The sequence below is a fragment of the Streptomyces sp. SCA2-17 genome (assembly GCF_044336695.1).
This window is the reverse complement of sequence record NZ_CP117521.1, coordinates 730,734-749,977: the sequence shown is the minus strand read 5'-3', so window position 1 is coordinate 749,977 and position 19,244 is coordinate 730,734. Positions and strand designations below refer to the sequence as shown.

General features: G+C 73.5%; 17 protein-coding genes and 1 riboswitch. Of the genes, 3 read left to right on the top strand and 14 right to left on the bottom strand.

Going from position 1 to position 19,244, the window contains the following annotated elements:
* Positions 1–65 precede the first annotated feature (65 nt).
* The 12 genes from PS271_RS03270 to ribD form a co-directional block, all read right to left on the bottom strand.
* Positions 66–758 carry a DUF5995 family protein gene (locus PS271_RS03270; protein ID WP_398379931.1) on the bottom strand — a complete coding sequence of 231 codons (693 nt, stop codon included), beginning with the start codon at positions 756–758 and terminating at the stop codon, positions 66–68.
* Entirely contained in the window at positions 755–1,486 is a 732-nt protein-coding gene (locus PS271_RS03265) for a polysaccharide deacetylase family protein (protein WP_398379929.1), read from the bottom strand. Before PS271_RS03265 ends, PS271_RS03270 begins: the two co-directional genes overlap by 4 nt.
* A 177-nt stretch (positions 1,487–1,663) precedes the next feature.
* Positions 1,664–2,779, bottom strand: a complete 1,116-nt coding sequence (locus PS271_RS03260) for a hemolysin family protein (protein ID WP_398379927.1) — start codon at positions 2,777–2,779, stop codon at positions 1,664–1,666.
* Positions 2,776–4,113, bottom strand: a complete 1,338-nt coding sequence (locus PS271_RS03255) for a hemolysin family protein (protein ID WP_398379925.1) — start codon at positions 4,111–4,113, stop codon at positions 2,776–2,778. Before PS271_RS03255 ends, PS271_RS03260 begins: the two co-directional genes overlap by 4 nt.
* Positions 4,114–4,339: 226 nt before the next feature.
* Positions 4,340–4,804 (bottom strand): PH domain-containing protein, encoded by a 465-nt coding sequence (locus PS271_RS03250; RefSeq protein ID WP_398379923.1) that lies wholly within the window; start codon positions 4,802–4,804, stop codon positions 4,340–4,342.
* Positions 4,805–4,845: 41 nt separating this feature from the next.
* Positions 4,846–5,694, bottom strand: coding sequence for an ATP phosphoribosyltransferase (gene hisG, locus PS271_RS03245; protein WP_120758238.1), 849 nt, complete (start codon positions 5,692–5,694; stop codon positions 4,846–4,848).
* A gap of 84 nt (positions 5,695–5,778) precedes the next feature.
* Positions 5,779–6,048, bottom strand: a complete 270-nt coding sequence (locus tag PS271_RS03240; protein ID WP_106675003.1) for a phosphoribosyl-ATP diphosphatase — start codon at positions 6,046–6,048, stop codon at positions 5,779–5,781.
* 34 nt (positions 6,049–6,082) lie between these two features.
* Entirely contained in the window at positions 6,083–6,568 is a 486-nt protein-coding gene (ribH, locus tag PS271_RS03235) for a 6,7-dimethyl-8-ribityllumazine synthase (protein WP_398379920.1), read from the bottom strand.
* Positions 6,569–6,605: 37 nt separating this feature from the next.
* The gene (locus tag PS271_RS03230) at positions 6,606–7,922 is read right to left on the bottom strand and encodes a bifunctional 3,4-dihydroxy-2-butanone-4-phosphate synthase/GTP cyclohydrolase II (protein ID WP_398379918.1); all 1,317 of its coding nucleotides are present in this window, start codon (positions 7,920–7,922) and stop codon (positions 6,606–6,608) included.
* Between the two features lie 115 nt (positions 7,923–8,037).
* Positions 8,038–8,688 carry a nicotinamide mononucleotide transporter family protein gene (locus PS271_RS03225; protein WP_398379917.1) on the bottom strand — a complete coding sequence of 217 codons (651 nt, stop codon included), beginning with the start codon at positions 8,686–8,688 and terminating at the stop codon, positions 8,038–8,040.
* Complete coding sequence (locus tag PS271_RS03220; RefSeq protein WP_398379915.1) at positions 8,685–9,302, bottom strand: riboflavin synthase; 618 nt, start codon at positions 9,300–9,302, stop codon at positions 8,685–8,687. Before PS271_RS03220 ends, PS271_RS03225 begins: the two co-directional genes overlap by 4 nt.
* A gap of 2 nt (positions 9,303–9,304) precedes the next feature.
* Positions 9,305–10,423 (bottom strand): bifunctional diaminohydroxyphosphoribosylaminopyrimidine deaminase/5-amino-6-(5-phosphoribosylamino)uracil reductase RibD, encoded by a 1,119-nt coding sequence (ribD, locus tag PS271_RS03215; protein WP_398379913.1) that lies wholly within the window; start codon positions 10,421–10,423, stop codon positions 9,305–9,307.
* A gap of 166 nt (positions 10,424–10,589) precedes the next feature.
* Positions 10,590–10,720, bottom strand: a riboswitch (FMN riboswitch).
* 339 nt (positions 10,721–11,059) lie between these two features.
* On the opposite strand from ribD, the gene PS271_RS03210 reads away from it, so the two are divergent.
* Both PS271_RS03210 and PS271_RS03205 read left to right on the top strand, forming a co-directional pair.
* Positions 11,060–13,444: a chitinase C-terminal domain-containing protein gene (locus tag PS271_RS03210; RefSeq protein ID WP_398379911.1), complete on the top strand. Its 2,385-nt coding sequence runs from the start codon at positions 11,060–11,062 to the stop codon at positions 13,442–13,444.
* Positions 13,445–13,519: 75 nt separating this feature from the next.
* A complete protein-coding gene (locus tag PS271_RS03205; protein ID WP_398379909.1) occupies positions 13,520–14,740 on the top strand; it encodes an MFS transporter in 1,221 nt (406 codons plus the stop codon).
* Positions 14,741–14,959: 219 nt separating this feature from the next.
* Here PS271_RS03205 and PS271_RS03200 read toward each other — a convergent pair whose 3' ends face one another.
* Positions 14,960–15,433, bottom strand: coding sequence for a hypothetical protein (locus PS271_RS03200; protein ID WP_398379908.1), 474 nt, complete (start codon positions 15,431–15,433; stop codon positions 14,960–14,962).
* Positions 15,434–15,672: 239 nt separating this feature from the next.
* Here PS271_RS03200 and PS271_RS03195 point away from each other — a divergent pair, with 239 nt between their 5' ends.
* Positions 15,673–17,097 (top strand): uracil-xanthine permease family protein, encoded by a 1,425-nt coding sequence (locus tag PS271_RS03195; protein WP_398379906.1) that lies wholly within the window; start codon positions 15,673–15,675, stop codon positions 17,095–17,097.
* Between the two features lie 45 nt (positions 17,098–17,142).
* On the opposite strand, the gene PS271_RS03190 is transcribed toward PS271_RS03195, so the two are convergent.
* Entirely contained in the window at positions 17,143–19,065 is a 1,923-nt protein-coding gene (locus PS271_RS03190) for an AAA family ATPase (RefSeq protein ID WP_398379904.1), read from the bottom strand.
* Positions 19,066–19,244: the final 179 nt, after the last annotated feature.

Sequence of the window (19,244 nt, the reverse complement as noted above, 5' to 3'; positions counted from 1 at the left end):
GGAGGCTTCCCCGGCCTCCGCGGCCTCCCCGGACCGAGGACCCCCGGCCCCCCAGCCGGGGGTCCTCACCCCAGGGGCGTGAGCAGGCAGCGCCCCACCAGCCCGACGCTCGCGTCGACCCGCTCGGTCAGCTCCTCCGCCACGTCGGGCAGCCCGCGCACCGCCCACAGTGCGCGGAAGGACGCCCACGCCCCGCGCCGCGCCGCCTGCAGGGACCACGAACCCACCAGGTGCGTCAGCGGATCGGCGACGTCCAGCAGATCCGGGCCGGGCATGAGGTCCTCCCGGATCCGCTCCTCCATGGCGACCAGCAGGCCGCCCACCCGGTCGAAGTCCGCCTCCAGTGCGTATGGCTGGAGGCGCAGCGCCCGGCACGTGTCGACGAGGGCCAGCGCGAGGTCGTGCCCGATGTGGGCGTTGATGCCCGCGAGGGCGAACTGCAGCGGCCGGACGGCCGGATGGCCGCGCAGCTGGAACAGCGGCCGCCAGCACGCGGGCGGCCGGCGGCCCGCCGCCACGTGGTCGACGGCGGCCAGATAGCGCGCCGCGAACCGCACGGCGAGCTCCGTGGCCGCCGCTCCCTCCCGGAACCCTCCGGCCTCCGCCTGCTCCCCGACCCGCTGCGTGACCGACAGATACACGCGGTTGAAGACATGCACCCCGTCCCGCGGGGGGAGCGCTCCGTCCAGCATCCGCATCTGCGCCAGCACGTCCTCGATCCCGGCCGGCGCCGCGGGCTTCGCCCAAGTCAGCGTCATGCACACAGAGTGACACGCGAATACGCAGAGTAGGGAGGCGGGTGCGGTAGTTGACCGGAACGGATGAACGGGCAGGGCCTCCCGGCATATGCCCCGCCGGCGTAAGCGCGCAGGTCCGCGAAGCCGTACCCCCGCGCCCGCGCACCCGCGACGATCCGCGGAAGCGCGAGCGCGTCGAGCACCGGCCCGCCGTCCTTGCTGCCCACGTGCATCTGGATCACCGCTCCCGGCCTCAGCGCGTCCAGGGCCCGCCGCACCGCCTCGTCCACCGTCATGCCGCGCGAGGCGCCGAGGTAGCCCTTGGTGTCGGCCGTGAACTCGAGGTCCGCGAAGCCCAGTGCGTTGACCGCCGCGATCCCGCGGGGCGTGGTCGCGCTGTAGGGGAAGCGGAAGAACGGCAGCGGCTCCGTACGCCCCGCCGCGCGGATCGCCCGGTCCGCCCGCAGCACCTCCGCGGCCGTCTCCTCGGGGTCCAGCCGGTCGAAGTGCGGGTGGCTGTACGAATGATTGCCGAGCCCGAACCCCTGCGCGGCCATCGCCCGCACCGCCCCCGGATGCCGCTCGGCGAACCGCCCGGTCGGGAAGAACGCCGCCGGCACCCCTTCCCGCCGGAGCGTCGCCAGGACGTCGCCGATCCCGGCCTCGTCCCACGCCGCGTTGAACGTCAGCGCGACGAGCGGCCGGGACTCCGGCAGGAGCCTGACCTCCTTGCCGAAGAGCTCGCTCACGGGGCGCGGTTGCGCCCCGTGAGCCGGGCGCGACGGCACCCCCGCAAGCATCCCCAGAAGAGCCGAAAGGAGCGCCGCAAGGGCGAGCGGCCCGCGCGGAACCGGTCCGGTGAAAGGTCTCATACCGGCTCAACGCGGGCACGGCCCGAGGCGATACGGCGCCCGACCGGCGGTCCTTCAGCCCGCCATGGCCTCCGCCTCCTGCTCCTCCGGGACGCGCGGGTCCGCCAGCCGGGAGCGCGGAGCCACCGACGGCACCGGAGCGCGGCGGTGCGCCGGGTCGCGGACCTCGCCCACCAGCTTCTCCAGCACGTCCTCCAGCGCCACCAGGCCCAGCACCCGCCCCGACGCGTCCGTGACCGCCGCCAGATGGGAGGCGGCCCGGCGCATCACGGTCAGGGCGTCGTCCAGCGGCAGCTCGGCCCGGACGGTCTCGACCCGCCGCCAGACCCGCTGCGGCACCGCGCGCTCGCGGTCCTCCAGGTCCAGGACGTCCTTGACGTGCAGGTAGCCCATGACGGCGCCGCCCGCCGCGCACACCGGGAAGCGGGAGTAGCCGGTCCGCACCGTCAGCTCCTCGATCTGCCGGGGCGTGACGGACGGGTCGACCGTGACCAGCGACGCCGGGTCGAGGAGCACGTCGGTGACCAGGCGGCTGCCCAGCCCCAGCGCGTCCTCCAGGCGCTGCTGCTCGGCCCGCTCCAGCAGGCCCGCCTGGCGCGAGTCCGCCACCAGGTGCGTCAGCTGCTCACTGGTGAAGACGGCCTCCACCTCGTCCTTGGGCTCGACGCGGAAGAGCCGCAGCACGCCGTGCGCGCACGCGCCCAGCAGCCGCGTGACCGGCCTGCACACCCGGGCGAACGCCACCAGCCCCGGCCCCAGCCACAGCGCCGCCCGGTCGGGCGCCGACATGGCCAGGTTCTTCGGCACCATCTCGCCGATCACCAGGTGCAGGAAGACCACGACCGCGAGCGCGATGACGTACCCCAGCGGGTGGATGAGCCCGGCGGGCATCCGCACCGCCTCGAAGACCGGCTCCAGCAGCGCCGCCACCGTCGGCTCGGCGACCGCGCCGAGCGTCAGGGAGCAGACCGTGATGCCGAACTGGGCGGCGGCCATCATCTGCGGCAGGCTCTCCAGGCCGGTCAGGACCGTACGCGCCCGCCCCGAGCCCGCGGCCGCCTTCGGCTCGATCTGGCTGCGGCGCACGGACACCAGCGCGAACTCGGCGCCCACGAAGAAGCCGTTGGCGAGCACCAGCAGCGCGGCGAAGAGGAGTTGCAGCACGCTCATCGCGCCTCCCCCCTGCCCGCGAGGGCGCGCGCGAAGCGCACCCGCTCGGCCCGGTGGTGGGCGACCCGGCGCACCGAGATCCGCCACCCGGGCAGCTCGGCGGCGTCGCCCGCCGCCGGGATGCGGCCCAGCAGGTCCGCGACGAGACCGGCGACCGTCTCGTACGGCCCGTCCGGCGCCTCCAGGCCTATGCGGCGCAGGGCGTCGACCCGGCAGCCGCCGTCGGCCTCCCACGCCGCCCGCCCGTCCTCGCAGGCCACGGGGGCCAGTTCGGGCCGGTCGGCGTCCTCGTGGTCGTGCTCGTCACGGACCTCGCCGACGAGCTCCTCGACGATGTCCTCCAGGGTCACCACGCCCGCCGTGCCGCCGTACTCGTCGACGACCACGGCTATCGGCTGCTCGCTGCGCAGCTGCTCCAGCAGCGGCTGCACCGGCAGCGTCTCCGGCACCAGCACCGGCGGCACGGAGATCCGCCCGACCGGCGTGCGCAGCCGCTCGCCGGACGGGACCGCGAGGGCGGCCTTGAGGTGGACCATGCCGACGATGTCGTCCAGGCGCTCCCGGTAGACCGGGAAGCGCGAGAGCCCCGTGGCACGGGTGAGGTTGAGGACGTCCTCGGCGGTCGCCGAGGACTGCAGCGCGCTGACCTTCACGCGGGGCGTCATCACGTGCTGCGCGGTGAGGTCGCCGAGGGAGAGGGTGCGGACGAACAGGTCCGCGGTGTCCTGCTCCAGGGCGCCGGCGCGCGCCGAGTGCCGGGCCAGGGAGACGAGTTCGCCGGGGGTGCGGGCGGAGGCCAGCTCCTCGGCGGGCTCGACGCCGAGTGCCCGGACGAGCCGGTTGGCGACCGCGTTCAGCAGGGTGATCACGGGCCGGAAGAAGTGGGCGAAGGCGTGCTGCGGCCCGGCGACGAACCGCGCGACCTGCAAGGGCCGGGAGACCGCCCAGTTCTTGGGCACCAGCTCCCCGATGACCATCTGCACCGCGGACGCCACCAGCATGCCGGTCACGACCGCCGCGCCGGGCGCGGCCCCCGCGGGCAGCCCGGCCGCGGCCAGCGGCCCGGTGAGCAGCCGGCCCAGGGCCGGCTCGGCCAGCATGCCGACGACCAAGGAGGTGATGGTGATGCCGAGTTGGGTCCCGGAGAGCTGGAAGGAGAGCTCGCGCAGGGAGGCGGCGACGGTGCGGGCCCGGCGGTCGCCGCCGGCCGCGGCCCGTTCGGCCTCCGGCTTCTCGACGGTCACCAGACCGAACTCGGCGGCGACGAAGAAGCCGTTCGCCAGGATGAGGAGGAGCGCTGCCGCGAGCAGCAGCAGGGACACGGTGATGCTCATGCCGCCGCCTCCACGATGCGGGCGGCGGCGCGGGTACTACAGGACGATCCGTCCATTGCCGGAGGGAGTCACTCCTCGGGTCGCAGGTGTCCCGCGGGCCGTGCGGGTGCCACGGCCGGTTCCTCGTGCGGGACGGGGCACGTGTGTGCCCGTGGGCACCAGAGTAATCAAGGAACCGCGCCCACCGCCGGGCCTGCCTGCCGGCGATCAGGTGGCGATCAGGTGATCAGGTGGCGGAGCTGCCCGTGCCGTGCTCCTCCACCAGGGCCCGCAGCGCCCGGGCGTCGGCGACGGCCCGGTCCTTGGCGATGCCGGGCTGGATGCCCATGGCCGGCAGGGTCGTGCCGTCGGACAGGTCCAGATGGACCCAGGCGTCGCCCGGGCGCAGGGTGACCCGGACGATCTGGGCCCACTCCAGCCGCCGCTTGGTGGTCAGGTTCACCACCGTGACCCCGTCCTGCGCGGCGACGACCTTGGGCCGGCTGAGCAGCGCGAGGAACGCGAAGACCAGCAGGCCGGTGCCGATGAAGGAGGCCCGGTCCCCGGCCGTCGCCGTGTCGAGCAGGAAGGACACCGCCGTGAGCACGACGAGCAGGGCGGTGCCCAGGCCCATCAGCACGACCCGGGTGCGGGTCGGGCGGAAGGTGACCGGGAGCCCGGGCAGGCCGGACGGGGATACGGGCGTGGACACGTCGCTGGTGGCTCTCGCTGGGTGGGGAGGGGCCGGGCCGGTCAGAGGCGGCAGGCGTGGATGTTGGTGGTGAGGATGGCGCGGGCGCCCAGCTCGTACAGCTCGTCCATGATGCGCTGGGCGTCGCTGGACGGGACCATCGAGCGGACCGCGACCCAGCCCTCGTGGTGCAGCGGGGAGACGGTCGGCGACTCCAGGCCGGGGGTCAGCGCGACGGCGCGCTCCACGTGCTCGACGCGGATGTCGTAGTCCATCATCACGTAGCGGCGGGCGACGAGGACGCCCTGCATGCGGCGGAGGAACTGCTGGACCTTCGGGTCGCCGGCCGGCGCGCCGGAGCGGCGGATGACGACGGCCTCGGACTCCAGGATCGGCTCGCCGATGATCTCCAGGCCGGCGTTGCGCAGGGTGGTGCCGGTCTCCACGACATCCGCGATGATCTCGGCGACGCCGAGCTGGATGGCCGTCTCGACCGCGCCGTCGAGGTGGACGACGGAGGCGTCCACGCCGTTGTCGGCGAGGTGCTTGGTGACCAGGCCGGAGAACGAGGTGGCGACCGTCATGCCGCCGAACTCGCTGACGTCCTCGGCCGTGCCCGGGCGGGTCGCGTAGCGGAAGGTGGAGCCGGCGAAGCCGAGCTGCATGATCTCCTCGGCCTGCGAGCCCGAGTCCAGCAGCAGGTCACGGCCGGTGATGCCGATGTCGAGCTTGCCGGAGCCCACGTAGACGGCGATGTCGCGGGGGCGGAGGAAGAAGAACTCGACGTCGTTGGCCGAGTCGACCAGCACGAGCTCCCTGCGGTCCTTGCGCTGGCGGTAGCCGGCCTCATGGAGCATCGCCGACGCAGGCTCGGAGAGAGAACCCTTGTTGGGAACGGCGATGCGCAGCATGAGGTCGGTTTCCTTTGTGCGTGAGGCTGGTGCGGGGGATGTGCAGGGTGGTGCGGTAATGCAGCGGTGATGCAGTGGTGCTGATCAGAGGTGGGCGTAGACGTCGTCCAGCGAGATCCCGCGGGCGACCATCATCACCTGAACGTGGTACAGCAGCTGGGAGATCTCCTCGGCGGTGGCGTCGGCGCCCTCGTACTCGGCGGCCATCCACACCTCGGCGGCCTCTTCGACCACCTTCTTGCCGATGGCATGGACGCCCTTGCCCACCAGCTCGGCGGTGCGGGAGACGGCGGGATCGCCGGTGGCCTTCTGCTGGAGCTCGGCGAAGAGCTCCTCGAACGTCTTCTTGGACATGGTGCGTCCTACCCTACGGGGTCCGCCCCCGCCGTCAGTGCCAGGGCTCGGACACCGAGCGCAGAAGCACCGCGGTGGCGACCGCGGCGGTGACCGCCTCGTGGCCCTTGTCCTCGTTCGAGCCCTCCAGGCCGGCCCGGTCCAGGGCCTGTTCGTCGTCGTCACACGTGAGGACGCCGAAGCCCACCGGCACCCCGGTGTCCACGGACACCTGGGTGAGGCCCTGGGTGACGCCCTGGCACACGTAGTCGAAGTGGGGCGTACCGCCGCGGATGACGACGCCGAGGGCGACGATCGCGTGGTAGCCGCGGCCCGCGAGGACCTTCGCGGCGACGGGGAGCTCCCAGCTGCCGGGCACCCGCAGCAGCGTCGGCTCGTCGATGCCGAGGTCGTGCAGCGCGCGCAGGGCGCCGTCGACCAGGCCGTCCATGACCTTCTCGTGCCACTGCGCGGCGATCACGGCCACCCGCAGGTCCTGGCAGTTCTTCACACTCAGCTCGGGGGCGCCCTTGCCGCTCACTCTTCCACTCTCCTCGTTCGGTGTGTTCCGGTACCGGTCACTGGTTGGTGTCGCAGGCGGAGGCGTGCGCGCCGTCCAGCCAGGGCAGGTCGTGGCCCATGCGGTCCCGCTTCGTGCGCAGGTACCGCAGATTGTGCTCCCCGGCCTGGACGGGCACGGGCTCCCGGCCGGTGACGGTCAGCCCGTGGCGCGCCAGGGCCTCGCTCTTGCCGGGGTTGTTGGTCATCAGCCGCAGCGAGCGGATGCCCAGGTCGGCGAGGATCTCCGCGCCCGCCGCGTAGTCCCGGCCGTCCGCGGGCAGGCCCAGCTCCAGGTTGGCGTCCAGCGTGTCGCGGCCGTCCTCCTGGAGCTCGTAGGCGCGCAGCTTGGGCAGCAGGCCGATGCCGCGGCCCTCGTGCCCGCGCAGGTAGAGGACGACGCCGCCCTCGGCGGCGATGCGCTCCATCGACGCCTGGAGCTGCGGGCCGCAGTCGCAGCGCAGCGAGCCGAACACGTCGCCCGTCAGGCACTCGGAGTGGACGCGCACCAGCACGTCCTCGCCGTCGCCGAGGTCGCCCGCCACCAGGGCGATGTGCTCGACGCCGTCGGCCGCCGAGCGGTAGCCGTGGGCGCGGAAGTCGCCGAAGGCGGTGGGCAGCCGCGTCACGGCCTCGCGGCGCACGCCGGGCACCGCGGGGGCCCCGGGCGCCTCGGCGGCCGACGCCTCCACGGCGCGGCGGTGGGCGATCAGGTCCTCGATGGAGATGATCGACAGGCCGTGCTTGCGGGCGAACGGGACCAGCTCCGGCAGCCGCAGCATCGCGCCGTCCTCGCCGGCGATCTCCACGATCGCGGCCGCGGGCCGCAGCCCCGCCAGCCGGGCCAGGTCGACCCCGGCCTCGGTGTGGCCGTTGCGGACCAGGACGCCGCCGGGCTTGGCGCGCAGCGGGAAGACGTGCCCCGGGCGGACGAAGTCGCCCGGGACGGCGGCCGGGTCGGCGAGCAGCCGGATGGTGACCGCCCGGTCCGCGGCCGAGATGCCCGTGTCCGTGCCGTGCGCGCGGGACGCGTCGACGGAGACGGTGAAGGCGGTGCGCATGGACTCGGTGTTGTCCGCGACCATCTGCGGCAGGTCGAGCCGGTCGACGTCGTCCTCCTCCAGCGGTACGCAGATCAGCCCGCGGCACTCGCTCATCATGAAGGCGACGATCTCGGCGGTGACCTTCTCCGCGGCGACGACGAGGTCGCCCTCGTTCTCGCGGTTCTCGTCGTCCACGACGACGACGGGCCGGCCGGCGGCGATGTCGGCGACGGCACGCTCGACGGGGTCGAGGACGAGCTCACCGACCGGGGCGAAGGCATCAAGGACGGTCATACCCCTACTCCTTTGTTCTCCCCCAGGCTTCGCCCGGGGGCACCCCCACCGCCCGGGCGGCGCAGAGGTGCGGGTTTCGTTGTCGGCTGCAGCCCGGCGGCCGCCCGTGCGTCGCTCACGAGAGTGCTCCTTCCAGTGCGGCAGCGCCCGTACGGGAACGCAGCCACCAGTCGCGCATGCCCCACAGGACGAGGGCGAGGTAGAAGACGTAGACCAGGCCGGAGAAGGCGAGGCCGCTGCTGAAGGCGAGCGGGACGCCCACGACGTCGACCAGCAGCCAGGCCACCCAGAACTCGATCAGCCCGCGGGCCTGGGCCACCATCGCGGCGAGCGTGCCGACGAAGATGTACGCGTCCGGCCAGGGGTTCCAGGACAGCTCCGGCAGGGCCGTGAACAGGCCGCCCACGGCGAGGGTGCCGAGCGCCGTGCCGCCCAGCAGCGCCGCGCGCTCGCGCCAGGTGGCGAAGCGGACGGCGATGGAGCCGTCCTGCGCCTCCTGCTTGCCGCGGTGCCACTGCCGCCAGCCCCACACGGCCACGCCGATGACGAGGAGCTGCTTGCCGACCCCGCCGCTGAGGTGCGCGGAGGCGTAGGCCGCGACGAGGACGACGCCCGAGAGGAACTGCACGGGCCAGGTCCATATGGAGCGCCGCCAGCCGAGGGCGAGGGCGGCGAGCCCGATGCTGTTGCCGATCAGGTCGGACCAGATGACGTGCTGCCCGAAGGCGCTGAACGCCTCCGCGGTGAGCCAGTTCAGGGCGCTCATGCGACGGGGCCCCCGGCCTGGCCGGCGCCGCCGCCGAGCAGCCGCTCGACGTACTTGGCGAGGACGTCCACCTCGAGGTTGACGAGGTCGCCGGGCTGCTTGATGCCGAGCGTCGTCAGTTCGAGCGTGGTGGGGATGAGGCTGACGGTGAAGAAGTCGTCCCCGGCCTCGACCACGGTGAGGCTGATGCCGTCGACGGTGATGGAGCCCTTGTCGACGACGTAGCGGGCGAGCTCCGCCGGCAGGCCGATCTTCACGATCTCCCAGTGCTCGCCGGGGATCCGCTCCAGCACCGTGCCCGTGCCGTCGACGTGGCCCTGGACGAGGTGGCCGCCGAGACGGCCGCCGAGCGCCATCGGGCGTTCGAGGTTGACGCGCGAGCCCGGCACGAGGGCGCCGAGGCTGGAGCGCTTGAGCGACTCGGCCATCACATCCGCGGTGAACTCGCCGCCGGCGGTCTCCACGACGGTGAGGCACACGCCGTTGACGGCGATCGAGTCGCCGTGCTTGGCGTCCTCGGTGACGATCGGGCCGCGGAGCCGGAACAGGGAGCTGTCGCCGAGGTTCTCGACGGAGACGACCTCGCCCAGTTCTTCGACGATTCCGGTGAACACTGTCAGTTCTCCTCAGGGGCGGTGGGGACTGCGGTGATCCGCAGGTCGGGCCCGAGCCGGGCGACGTCGGTCACCTCGAGGCGCAGGGCCCGGGCGATGGTGCCGACGCCGGCGTCGCCGAGGGCGGCCGGCCCGGCGCCGAGCAGGGCGGGAGCGAGATAGCCGACGACGCGGTCCACGGCGCCGGCGGCGAGGAAGGAGCCGGCGAGGGCGGGGCCGCCTTCGAGCAGGACGGAGCGGACCCCGCGCCCGTACAGCTCGGTGAGCAGCGCGGGCACGTCCAGCCCGCCGCGGCCGGCCCCGGCGCGGGGCAGGCGGACGACGTCCACGCCCGGGAGGTGGCCGGTGTCCGCGTCCTCGCCGGCGGCGATCAGGGTGGGGGCCGCGTCGTCGAGGACGCGCGCGCCGGGCTTGACGGAGGCGTGGGTGTCGACGACGACGCGCAGCGGCTGCACCGCGGCGCCCCCTTCGAGGAGCTCTCCGCGTACGGCCAGGTGCGGGTCGTCGGCGCGCAGGGTGCCGGAGCCGACCACGACCGCGTCGGCCTCGGCACGCAGCCGGTGGACGTCGGCGCGGGAGGCGGCCGAGGTGATCCAGCGGCTGGTGCCGTCGGCGGCCGCGCTGCGCCCGTCGAGCGTGGCGGCGTACTTCCACGTGACGAAGGGGCGCCCGCGGCGGACCGAGGAGAGCCAGGCGATGTTGCCGGCGACGGCCTCGTCGGCGAGGAGGCCGCCTTCGGTGGCGATGCCGGCGGCGTGCAGGGCGGCCGCGCCGCCGGTGGCGTTGCCGGTGGGGTCGGCGACGGCGTAGACGACGCGGCCGACGCCGGCGTCGATCAGGGCCTGGGCGCAGGGGCCCGTGCGACCGGTGTGGTTGCAGGGTTCGAGGGTGACGACGGCGGTGCCGCCGCGCACGTCGTGGCCCGCGGCGGACGCCGCGGCGAGGGCTTCGACCTCGGCGTGCGGCCCGCCGGCCCGGCGGTGCCAGCCCTCGCCCAGGACGGCGCCCTGCGGATCGAGGATCACGCAGCCGACGACGGGGTTGGGGCTCGTCGCGCCAAGGGCGCGAGCGGCGAGCGCAAGGGCGCGTCGCATCGCGTCTGCTTCGGTCGCGGTGGCCACCGGGTCCTCCTGCCTCTTCGGGCACGGACTCCGGGGCTGTCGTACGGGACGACGATATGAAGCGGGTACGCCACAGCGGGGGACACCACGGCCCCTGACGGAGCCGTACGGGAGGGGCGCCCGATGAAGGGGCCGCCACCTGCGACGGTGTGCCGATGCGTGCCCGCCGCGCACTGCCTCCCATCCGGACTTTAACCGTCGGTCCAGGAATTTCACCTGGTCAACCGGCCGCTGGCTGCGGACGGGTCGCGGACTGTAACCGCCGGTTCGGACTTTCACCGACCCCGGAGTGCGCTGCGTTTCGTAAATGTCAGGTCATGCTACATGCGGTCGGCCGGCGGCTTCTCGAAACCGCTGGTCGACGGAACGAGCCTACGCCGGGCCGCGGCGCGGTGTCCACGGCGATGTGACGCACTGGACACGGCTCGCGACGGCGCTCCCGCGGCGGCCGCGGTGGAGCTTCGGGCTCCGGTTCCCGGACTTGGTCCGTACCTATTGACGCACTGGTCTAGTCCTCTTAACCTCTGCCACACCTCCGAGGAGTACGGCCCGGCGGTACGCGCGCACCACGGGCCACAGCACGTCGCACACCCCCCACGCACCGCTCTTTTGAGCCCCCCACTGGAGGACCCGATCGTGTTGTTCCGCAAGAGACCCCTCAGCCACCTCAGATCCCGCGCCCGCAGGAGCGCAGCCCTCGCGTCGGCGGGCACCGCTCTGGCCGGGCTGCTCGTGGGCACCCTGGCCGCGACGGCCTCGCACGCCGAGTACGCCGAAGACAACGCCGCCTGCCGCCCGGACGGCCTCTACGCCACCCCCGGCACCGACGTCCCCTACTGTTCGGTCTACGACTCCGCCGGCCGCGAGAAGATGGGCGCCGGCCACCAGCGCCGCGTCATCGGCTACTTCACGGGCTGGCGCACCGGCAAGGACGGCACCCCCGCCTACCTCGTCCCCGACATCCCCTGGGACAAGGTCACCCACCTCAACTACGCCTTCGCGCACGTCGGACCCGACGACAAGATCTCCGTCGGGGCGGACGGCCCGTCCAACCCCGCGACCGGCATGACCTGGCCCGGCGTCGCCGGCGCCGAAATGGACCCGGCCCTGCCGTACAAGGGTCACTTCAACCTCCTGACCACGTACAAGAAGCAGCACCCCGGCGTGAAGACCCTCATCTCCGTCGGCGGCTGGGCGGAGACCGGCGGCTACCTCGACGAGAACGGGAAGCGCGTCGACTCCGGAGGCTTCTACAAGACGGCCACGAACGCCGACGGCTCGGTCAACCAGGCCGGCATCGACACCTTCGCGGATTCGGCCGTCTCCTTCCTCCGGACGTACGGCTTCAACGGCGTCGACATCGACTACGAATACCCGACGTCGATGAAGGACGCCGGCAACCCCAAGGACTGGGCCCTCGCCAACGCCCGGCGCGGCGGGCTCAACAAGGGCTACGCGGCCCTCATGAAGACGCTCCGGCAAAAGCTCGACAAGGCCGGGGCGGCCGACGGAAAGCACTACCTCCTCTCCGTCGCCGCGCCCTCCTCCGGATATCTGCTGCGCGGAATGGAGACGTACCAGTCCACGCAGTACCTGGACTACGTGAACGTGATGTCGTACGACCTGCACGGCGCCTGGAACGAATTCGTCGGGCCCAACGCCGCGCTCTACGACGACGGAAAGGACGCCGAACTCGCCAAGTGGGGCGTCTACACCACCGCCCAGTACGGCGGCATCGGCTACCTCAACGGCGACTGGGCGTACCACTACTTCCGCGGCGCCCTGCCCCCGGGCCGCATCAACCTCGGCCTGCCGTACTACACGCGCGGCTGGAAGAACGTCACCGGCGGCACGAACGGCCTGTGGGGCACGGCGAAGACCACGTCCTGCCCGGCCGGATCCGGCCTCACCACCTGCGGCGACGGCGCCGTCGGCATCGACAACCTCTGGCACGACAAGGACGACGACGGCAAGGAGTCCCCGGCCGGCTCCAACCCGATGTGGCACGCGAAGAACCTGGAGAAGGGCGTCGTCGGGGACTACGCCGCGCGGTACGGCTTCCCGGCCGGCACCAAGCTGACCGGCACCTACGTCCGCAGCTACGACGCCACGCTCACCGCGCCCTGGCTCTGGAACGCCGAGAAGAAGGTCTTCCTCTCCACCGAGGACGAGCAGTCGGCCAAGGCCAAGGCCCAGTACGTCGTCGACAAGGGCCTCGGCGGCACCATGATCTGGGAACTCGCCGGCGACTACGGCTGGAACGCCGCCAAGGGCCAGTACGAACCCGGCAGCACGCTCACCACCGCGATGGACGACGCGTTCAAGAGCGCGCCCGCCTACGGGGCCCGGCGCGCGACGACCGACCTGCCCGCACAGGCGCTCGACATCGACGTCAGCCTCACGAACTTCCCGCTCGGCGACAGCAACTACCCCATCAACCCGAAGATCCACCTCACGAACCGGACCAAGGCCACCCTGCCCGGCGGCACGGAATTCCAGTTCGACTACGGGAACTCCGCGCCCGGCAACGCCAAGGACCAGTCGGGCTGGGGGCTCAAGGTCATCCGCAGCGACCACACCGCCGGCAACAACATCGGCGGCCTCAAGGGCGACTACAACCGGGTCTCCGTGAAGCTCCCGGCCTCTCAGCCGCTCGCTCCCGGCGCCTCCGCGGACCTCGACTACGTCTACTACCTGCCCGCGGCCACCCCCTCGAACTGGAGCGTGACCTTCGGCGGGAAGACGTACGCCCTCGCCGGCGACCTGGCCCGCGGGACGACCGTCGTCGACCCCGGCGGCACCACTACCCCCACCCCGACGGGCACGCCGACCGGCACCCCCACCGGCAAACCGACCGGCGGCACCTGCACCGCACCGCAGTGGGACAAGGGGGCCGTCTACAACGGCGGCGCCACCGTCGCCTGGAAGTCCCACTCCTGGAAGGCCAAGTGGTGGACCCAGGGCGACGAGCCCGGCACCACCGGCGAATGGGGGGTGTGGCAGGACCAGGGCGCCTGCTGAACCCGGCCGTGCACGGTCGGCGGGCCCGCGCGGGGGGTCGACCCGCGCGGGCCCCGTCCGGAAGGATGTCGGCCCATGGGCGCCGGAGAAGGGGACACGGGCCGCACCGACGACGGCCGGCTGCGCCGGGCACGGTTCGCCGTGGCCGCGGTGTTCGCCGTGCACGGCGCGGTCACCGGCAGCTTCGCCACCCGCGTCCCCTGGATCCAGAGCCACCTGGACCTCGGCTCCGGGGCGCTGGGCCTCGCGCTCGTCCTGCCCGCCGTCGGCTCCGCGTGCGCCATGCCGCTCGCGGGCCGCGTCAGCCACCGCCTCGGCTCCCGGGCCGCGCTCCGCCTGCTCCTGGTGCTGTGGTGCGCCTCCCTGGCACTGCCCGCCCTCGCGCCGGGGCTGCCCGCGCTCTGCGGGGTGCTCGCCGTCTACGGCGCGACGGCCGGCATAGCGGACGTCGCCATGAACGCCCTCGGCGTGGAGACCGAGGAGCGGCTGGGCCGCTCGATCATGTCGGGCCTGCACGGGATGTGGAGCGCGGGCGCGCTCGCGGGGTCGGCCGCCGGCACGGTCGCCGCGCACGCGGACCTCGACGCCCGGGTCCACCTGGGCTGCGCGGCCGCGGTGCTGGCCGTGCTGGGCGCGGCGGCCTGCCACTGGGTCCTCGACCTGCGCGCCGCCGGCGACGAGCACCCGCCGCCCCGGTTCACGCTGCCCCCGCGCGCGGCGCTGGTCATCGGCGCCGTGGGCTTCTGCGCGGTCTTCGCCGAGGGCGCGAGCCTGGACTGGTCGGCCGTCTACCTCCGGGACGTCATCGGATCCGATCCGGGCGTGGCCGCGGCCTGCACCACGGCCTTCACGTGCACGATGGCCCTCGCCCGCTTCGCGGGCGACCCGGCCGTGCGGCGCTTCGGGCCCGTACGGACCGTCCGCGCGAGCGGGGTGCTGGCCGCGGCCGGCGGGCTCCTGGTGGTCACGGCGCAGGGCGCGCCGTCCGCGATCGCCGGGTTCGCCCTCCTCGGGGTGGGCGTCGCCGTCGTCGTCCCGCTGGCCTTCGCGGCGGCGGGGCGCAGCGGGCCGGCGCCGAGCCGGGCCATCGCGGGCGTCGCGACGATCACGTACACGTCGGGGCTCGTCGCCCCGGCGGCCATCGGCCAGATCGCCCGGGCCGGCTCGCTCGTGGCGTCCTTCGGCCTGGTGACGGCGCTGGCGGTGGGGCTGGTGGTGGGGGCGGGGGTGCTGCGCACGCCGGAGAGAACGGCGGTGACGACTGCGTTCCTGCGGGCGCCGTCGAAGACGGAATGAGGCCGGATCCGATCCGGCGGGCCCGGTCCGGCACCGCAGGGCCGCCACGTCGTGGTTTTGCTCCGTTGCGGCGGTGACCCTCCGGGCCGTGCTGCCTATGGCTTCGCGTACGTTCACGGCCACCCGCCCGGAGGGCGAAACGCCGGACGGGCCGGGCGGCGGACCACGAGGGTCCGTCGCCACAGCCCGTGCCGTGGTTGTGTTGCGCTACTGCTGCGGTTAGAGGATGCCGCCGAGGAGACCCCAGCCGCCGCCCCAGCCGCCCCAGCCGCCCCAGCCGCCGTGGTGGTGGCCGCCGCAGCTGCGGTTGCAGTCGTCCCAGCCCCAGCCGCCGTGGCCGCCGCGGTGGCCGCCCCAGCCGCCGCCCCAGCCGCCGCCCCAGCCCCAGTCGTCCCAGCCCCAGCCGTGGTCGCAGTCGTCGCGGTCGTGGTGGCCCCAGCCACCGTGGTGGTGGCGGCCGTGGTCGTGGTCGCGGCCGTGGTCGCGCCCGTGGTCGCAGTCACGGTCGCGACCGTGGTCGCGCCCGTGGTCACGGCCGTGGTCGCGGCCGTGGTCGTCATCGTCGTCGCGGTCGTGGTCCCAGGCCTGGACCGCCGGCGTGGCGGGGGCGGCCTGTGCCATCCCGGCGGCCGGGACGATGGCGACGGCGGCGATGACGGCAGCGGCCGCTGCGCGGCCGGCGAGCTTACGCATATGTGTCTCCTGAGTTGCAGGAATCGGACAATGGCACCGATACCGTGCACGGAGCTGAGAAAAGCATGAGAAGCCGGTCATACAGTCCTACGGGCGATCGATTGCGCCGGTTGCAGCACACCCCGCGGTTCCGGCGGCCGGTCCGTGGCCTACCGCCCCGGGGGAGGTGGACCGGAGCACCGTCCGGCCCGGCTTAGCATGAACCGGATCACCCCCCACTCGACCTTTCGGGAGCATCCATGGGCCTCGGCGTGCGCTGGACCCTGCACGGTGACGGGCGCACCCCCGCCCCGGGCGCCGTCGTCCGGCCGGACGAGCGGCTGTCGTGGCCGCGCACCGCCGGGCTCGGCGCCCAGCACGTGGTCGCGATGTTCGGCGCCTCGTTCGTGGCCCCGGTCCTCATGGGCCTGGACCCGAACCTCGCGATCATGATGTCGGGCGTCGCCACGATCCTCTTCCTCCTCGCCACCCGCGGCCGGGTGCCCAGCTACCTGGGATGCAGCCTCTCCTTCGTCGGCGTCGCCGCGATCATCCGGGCGCAGGGCGGCGGCAGCGCGGCCGTCACCGGCGCGATCTTCGTGGTCGGCGTGGCGCTCCTGCTCAGCGGCCTGGTCGTGCAGAAGTTCGGGGCGCGCATCATCCACGCGGCGATGCCGCCCGTGGTCACCGGCGCCGTGGTCATGCTGATCGGCTTCAACCTGGCGCCGGTCACGGCCCGTACGTACTGGCCGCAGGACCAGTGGACGGCGCTGCTGACGATGCTCTTCACCGGCCTCGCCGTGGTGTGCCTGCGCGGCTTCTGGTCGCGCGTCGCGATCTTCCTCGGGCTGCTCTTCGGCTACGCGGTCTCCTGGCTCTTCGACCGCCTCTTCGGCAAGATCCACTCGGTCAACGGCGGACCTGAGGCGGTCGACCACTGGCGCCTGGACCTGTCCGGCGTCTCGAAGGCCGACTGGATCGGCCTGCCGTCGCTGCACGCGCCGAGCTTCGGCTGGTCCGCCGCGCTGGTGGCGCTGCCCGTCGTCATCGCGCTCATCGCCGAGAACGCGGGGCACGTCAAGGCCGTCGGCGAGATGACCGGCGACCGGCTGGACGACAAGCTGGGCACGGCGATCTCCGCGGACGGCTTCGCGACCATGCTCTCCACCGCGGTCGGCGGCCCCGCCAACACCACGTACTCCGAGAACATCGGCGTCATGGCGGCCACCCGCGTCTACTCCACCGCCGCGTACTGGGCCGCGGCCGGCTTCGCCCTGCTGTTCGGTGTCTGCCCGAAGTTCGGCGCGGTCGTCGCCGCGATCCCCGGCGGCGTGCTCGGCGGCATCACCGTCATCCTCTACGGCATGATCGGCCTGCTCGGCGCGCAGATCTGGGTCCACAACAAGGTCGACCTGCGCAACCCGCTGAACCTCGTGCCCGTCGCGGCCGGCGTCATCATCGGCATCGGCGGTGTCAGCCTGAAGATCAGCTCCAACTTCGAGCTCAGCGGCATCGCCCTGGGCACGATCGTCGTCCTCTCCGGCTACCACGTCCTGCGCGCCCTGGCCCCGGCCCACCTCAAGGCCCAGGAACCCCTGCTGGACGAGGGAACGAGCAGCTACGACGCTGCCGCGGACGCCGCTGCCGCGGACGCCGCTGCCGCGGGGGAGAAGGAAGCGGGGTAAGGCGGCTTCGGCACCGCCGGTGCGCGCCGTCGTGCCTTCTCGCCGTTACGTCGCCGGATCCTGCGGGTCGCGAGACCCGTCCCGCCGCGCGCCCCAGCCCGGACCCGACAGCACCTCCCCGTAGGCCTGCATCAGGTCCGGCAGCCGCAGCGTCGCCAGGTCGTCGCGCGTGGGCGTGCCGGGATAGCCCGACAGCCGCAGATCGCGGTAGGCGCAGCTCTTCTCGTACAGGGTGCGCAGGAAGCGGCCGTTGCCCAGCTCGTCGATCCAGCCCTGCGCGACCACGTGCGCGCTGATGCTGCGCAGCTCCTCCAGGGCCTCCTCGTCCCAGCTGTCGCCGTTCTCCGCGGCCAGCACCTCGCCGATGCTGGTGAGTTCGGCGGGGCGGTAGCTGGGGAAGTCGACGCGGGTGGTGAAGCGGGAGCCGAGGCCGGGGTTGGTGGCCAGCAGCCGGTCCATGCCCTCGGGGTAGCCGGCGAGGATCACCACCAGGCGGTCGCGGTTGTCCTCGGCGCGCTTGAGCAGCACTTGCAGCGCCTCGTCGCCGTAGGCGTCGCCCTTGGAGTAGCCCGAGTTGGAGAGGCTGTAGGCCTCGTCGACGAAGAGCACCCCGCCGAGCGCGGAGTCGATCAGCTCGTTGGCCTTGACCGCGGTCTGGCCGAGGAACTCCCCGACGAGGTCCGCGCGCTGCGCCTCCACCAGGTGGTCCCCGCCGAGCAGCCCGAGGGCGTAGAAGACCCGGCCGAGGATCCGGGCGACGGTGGTCTTGCCGGTGCCCGAGGGGCCGGAGAAGACGAAGTGCCGTTTGGGGGGCTGTACCGGCAGGCCCTGGACGGCCCGCAGCCTGGCCATGTGCAGCTGCGCGGAGAGCGCCCGCACCTGCCGCTTGACCGGCTCCAGGCCGACCATCCGCTCCAGCTCGGCGAGGGCCTTGGCGAGCAGGACGGGGTCGGAGGGCCCGGCCACGGCCTTCCCGCCGGGCTGGGCGGGCACGCGGACCTTCCGGCGTATGTCGTCGGGCCCGGCGTCCGCCTGTACGGTGCCGGCCGGCCCGGGGTCCGTGCCGGTGAGCACGTCACGGCCGTCGAGGAGGTCCGGGGCGTCGGCCGCGGCGTCGGCGTAGGCGGCGGGCGGGGGCGGCGCGGCCGGCTCCTCGCCGGACCCGCCCAGCGGCACCGGCGACAGGTCCAGCTCCTGGTCCAGGCCGTCCCCGTCGGCGATGGCGGTGAGCCGCGCCGACGTGTCCATGAACGCCGGGTCCACGCGGTGCACGGCGCGGTACAGGGGGAGCGCCGCGGCGCTGCGGCCGGTGCCCTCGTGGGCGCGCGCGAGCCAGTAGCGCAGCTCCTTGCGCTGGGGCTGCTCGCTGCGGCAGCGCATCAGCGCGGCGGACAGCAGCGGCTCGGCCTGCCCGTACATCTCCAGCCGCACCCGGGCCATGCCGCCGAACAGGCCGGCCTCGATGCCGAGCAGCGGATCGTCCAGGAGCGGCTCGGTGTGCCGCAGCAGCTGCTCCCAGTCCTTGACGAGGTAGGCGCGGCAGGCGTGCAGGAAGCGGGCCTGGGGGTCGGTCTCGACGGGCGGGCAGCCGGCCAGCGCGCGGTCCAGCTCGGGTACGTGACGGCCGTCCAGCCAGTGCGAGGCGTGCGCGAGGAGCAGGTCGCGGCCGGTCTCCAGCACGGGCTGCACCCACCAGCCCAGCCAGTACCAGGAGTTGAGGGTGCGCCGGTGGCGCGTGCGCTGCTCGCCGAAGCGGTCCCGGTGGCGGTACATGCGCAGCAGCGCGGTCGTGGTGTCGGCACGCAGCGCGTGCAGGCCCAGCCAGGCGTCCGCCATGCCGGGGTCCGCCCGGACCGCGGCCCGGAACTCCTCCTCGGCCTGTGCGTACGCGCCCATGGTGTAGGCGTCGACGGCGCGCAGCCAGGCGAGATCGGCCGGGGCGGGTGAGCCCTGCATGCCGAAATCCATCACGTCCCCCACAAACCGTGCCCCCGTAGCGTGCTGCCCGGCGAGTGCCGGGCACGCCTTGCCGAACCGCTGTGCTGTGGACGGGAGTTGACCAGTGTGTGCCAGTGCACCCGCCGATAGGTGCACCGAGTCGCATCGTACCTGCGCCGTTGGTCCGGGCCGAAGGGTGCGGCACCGCA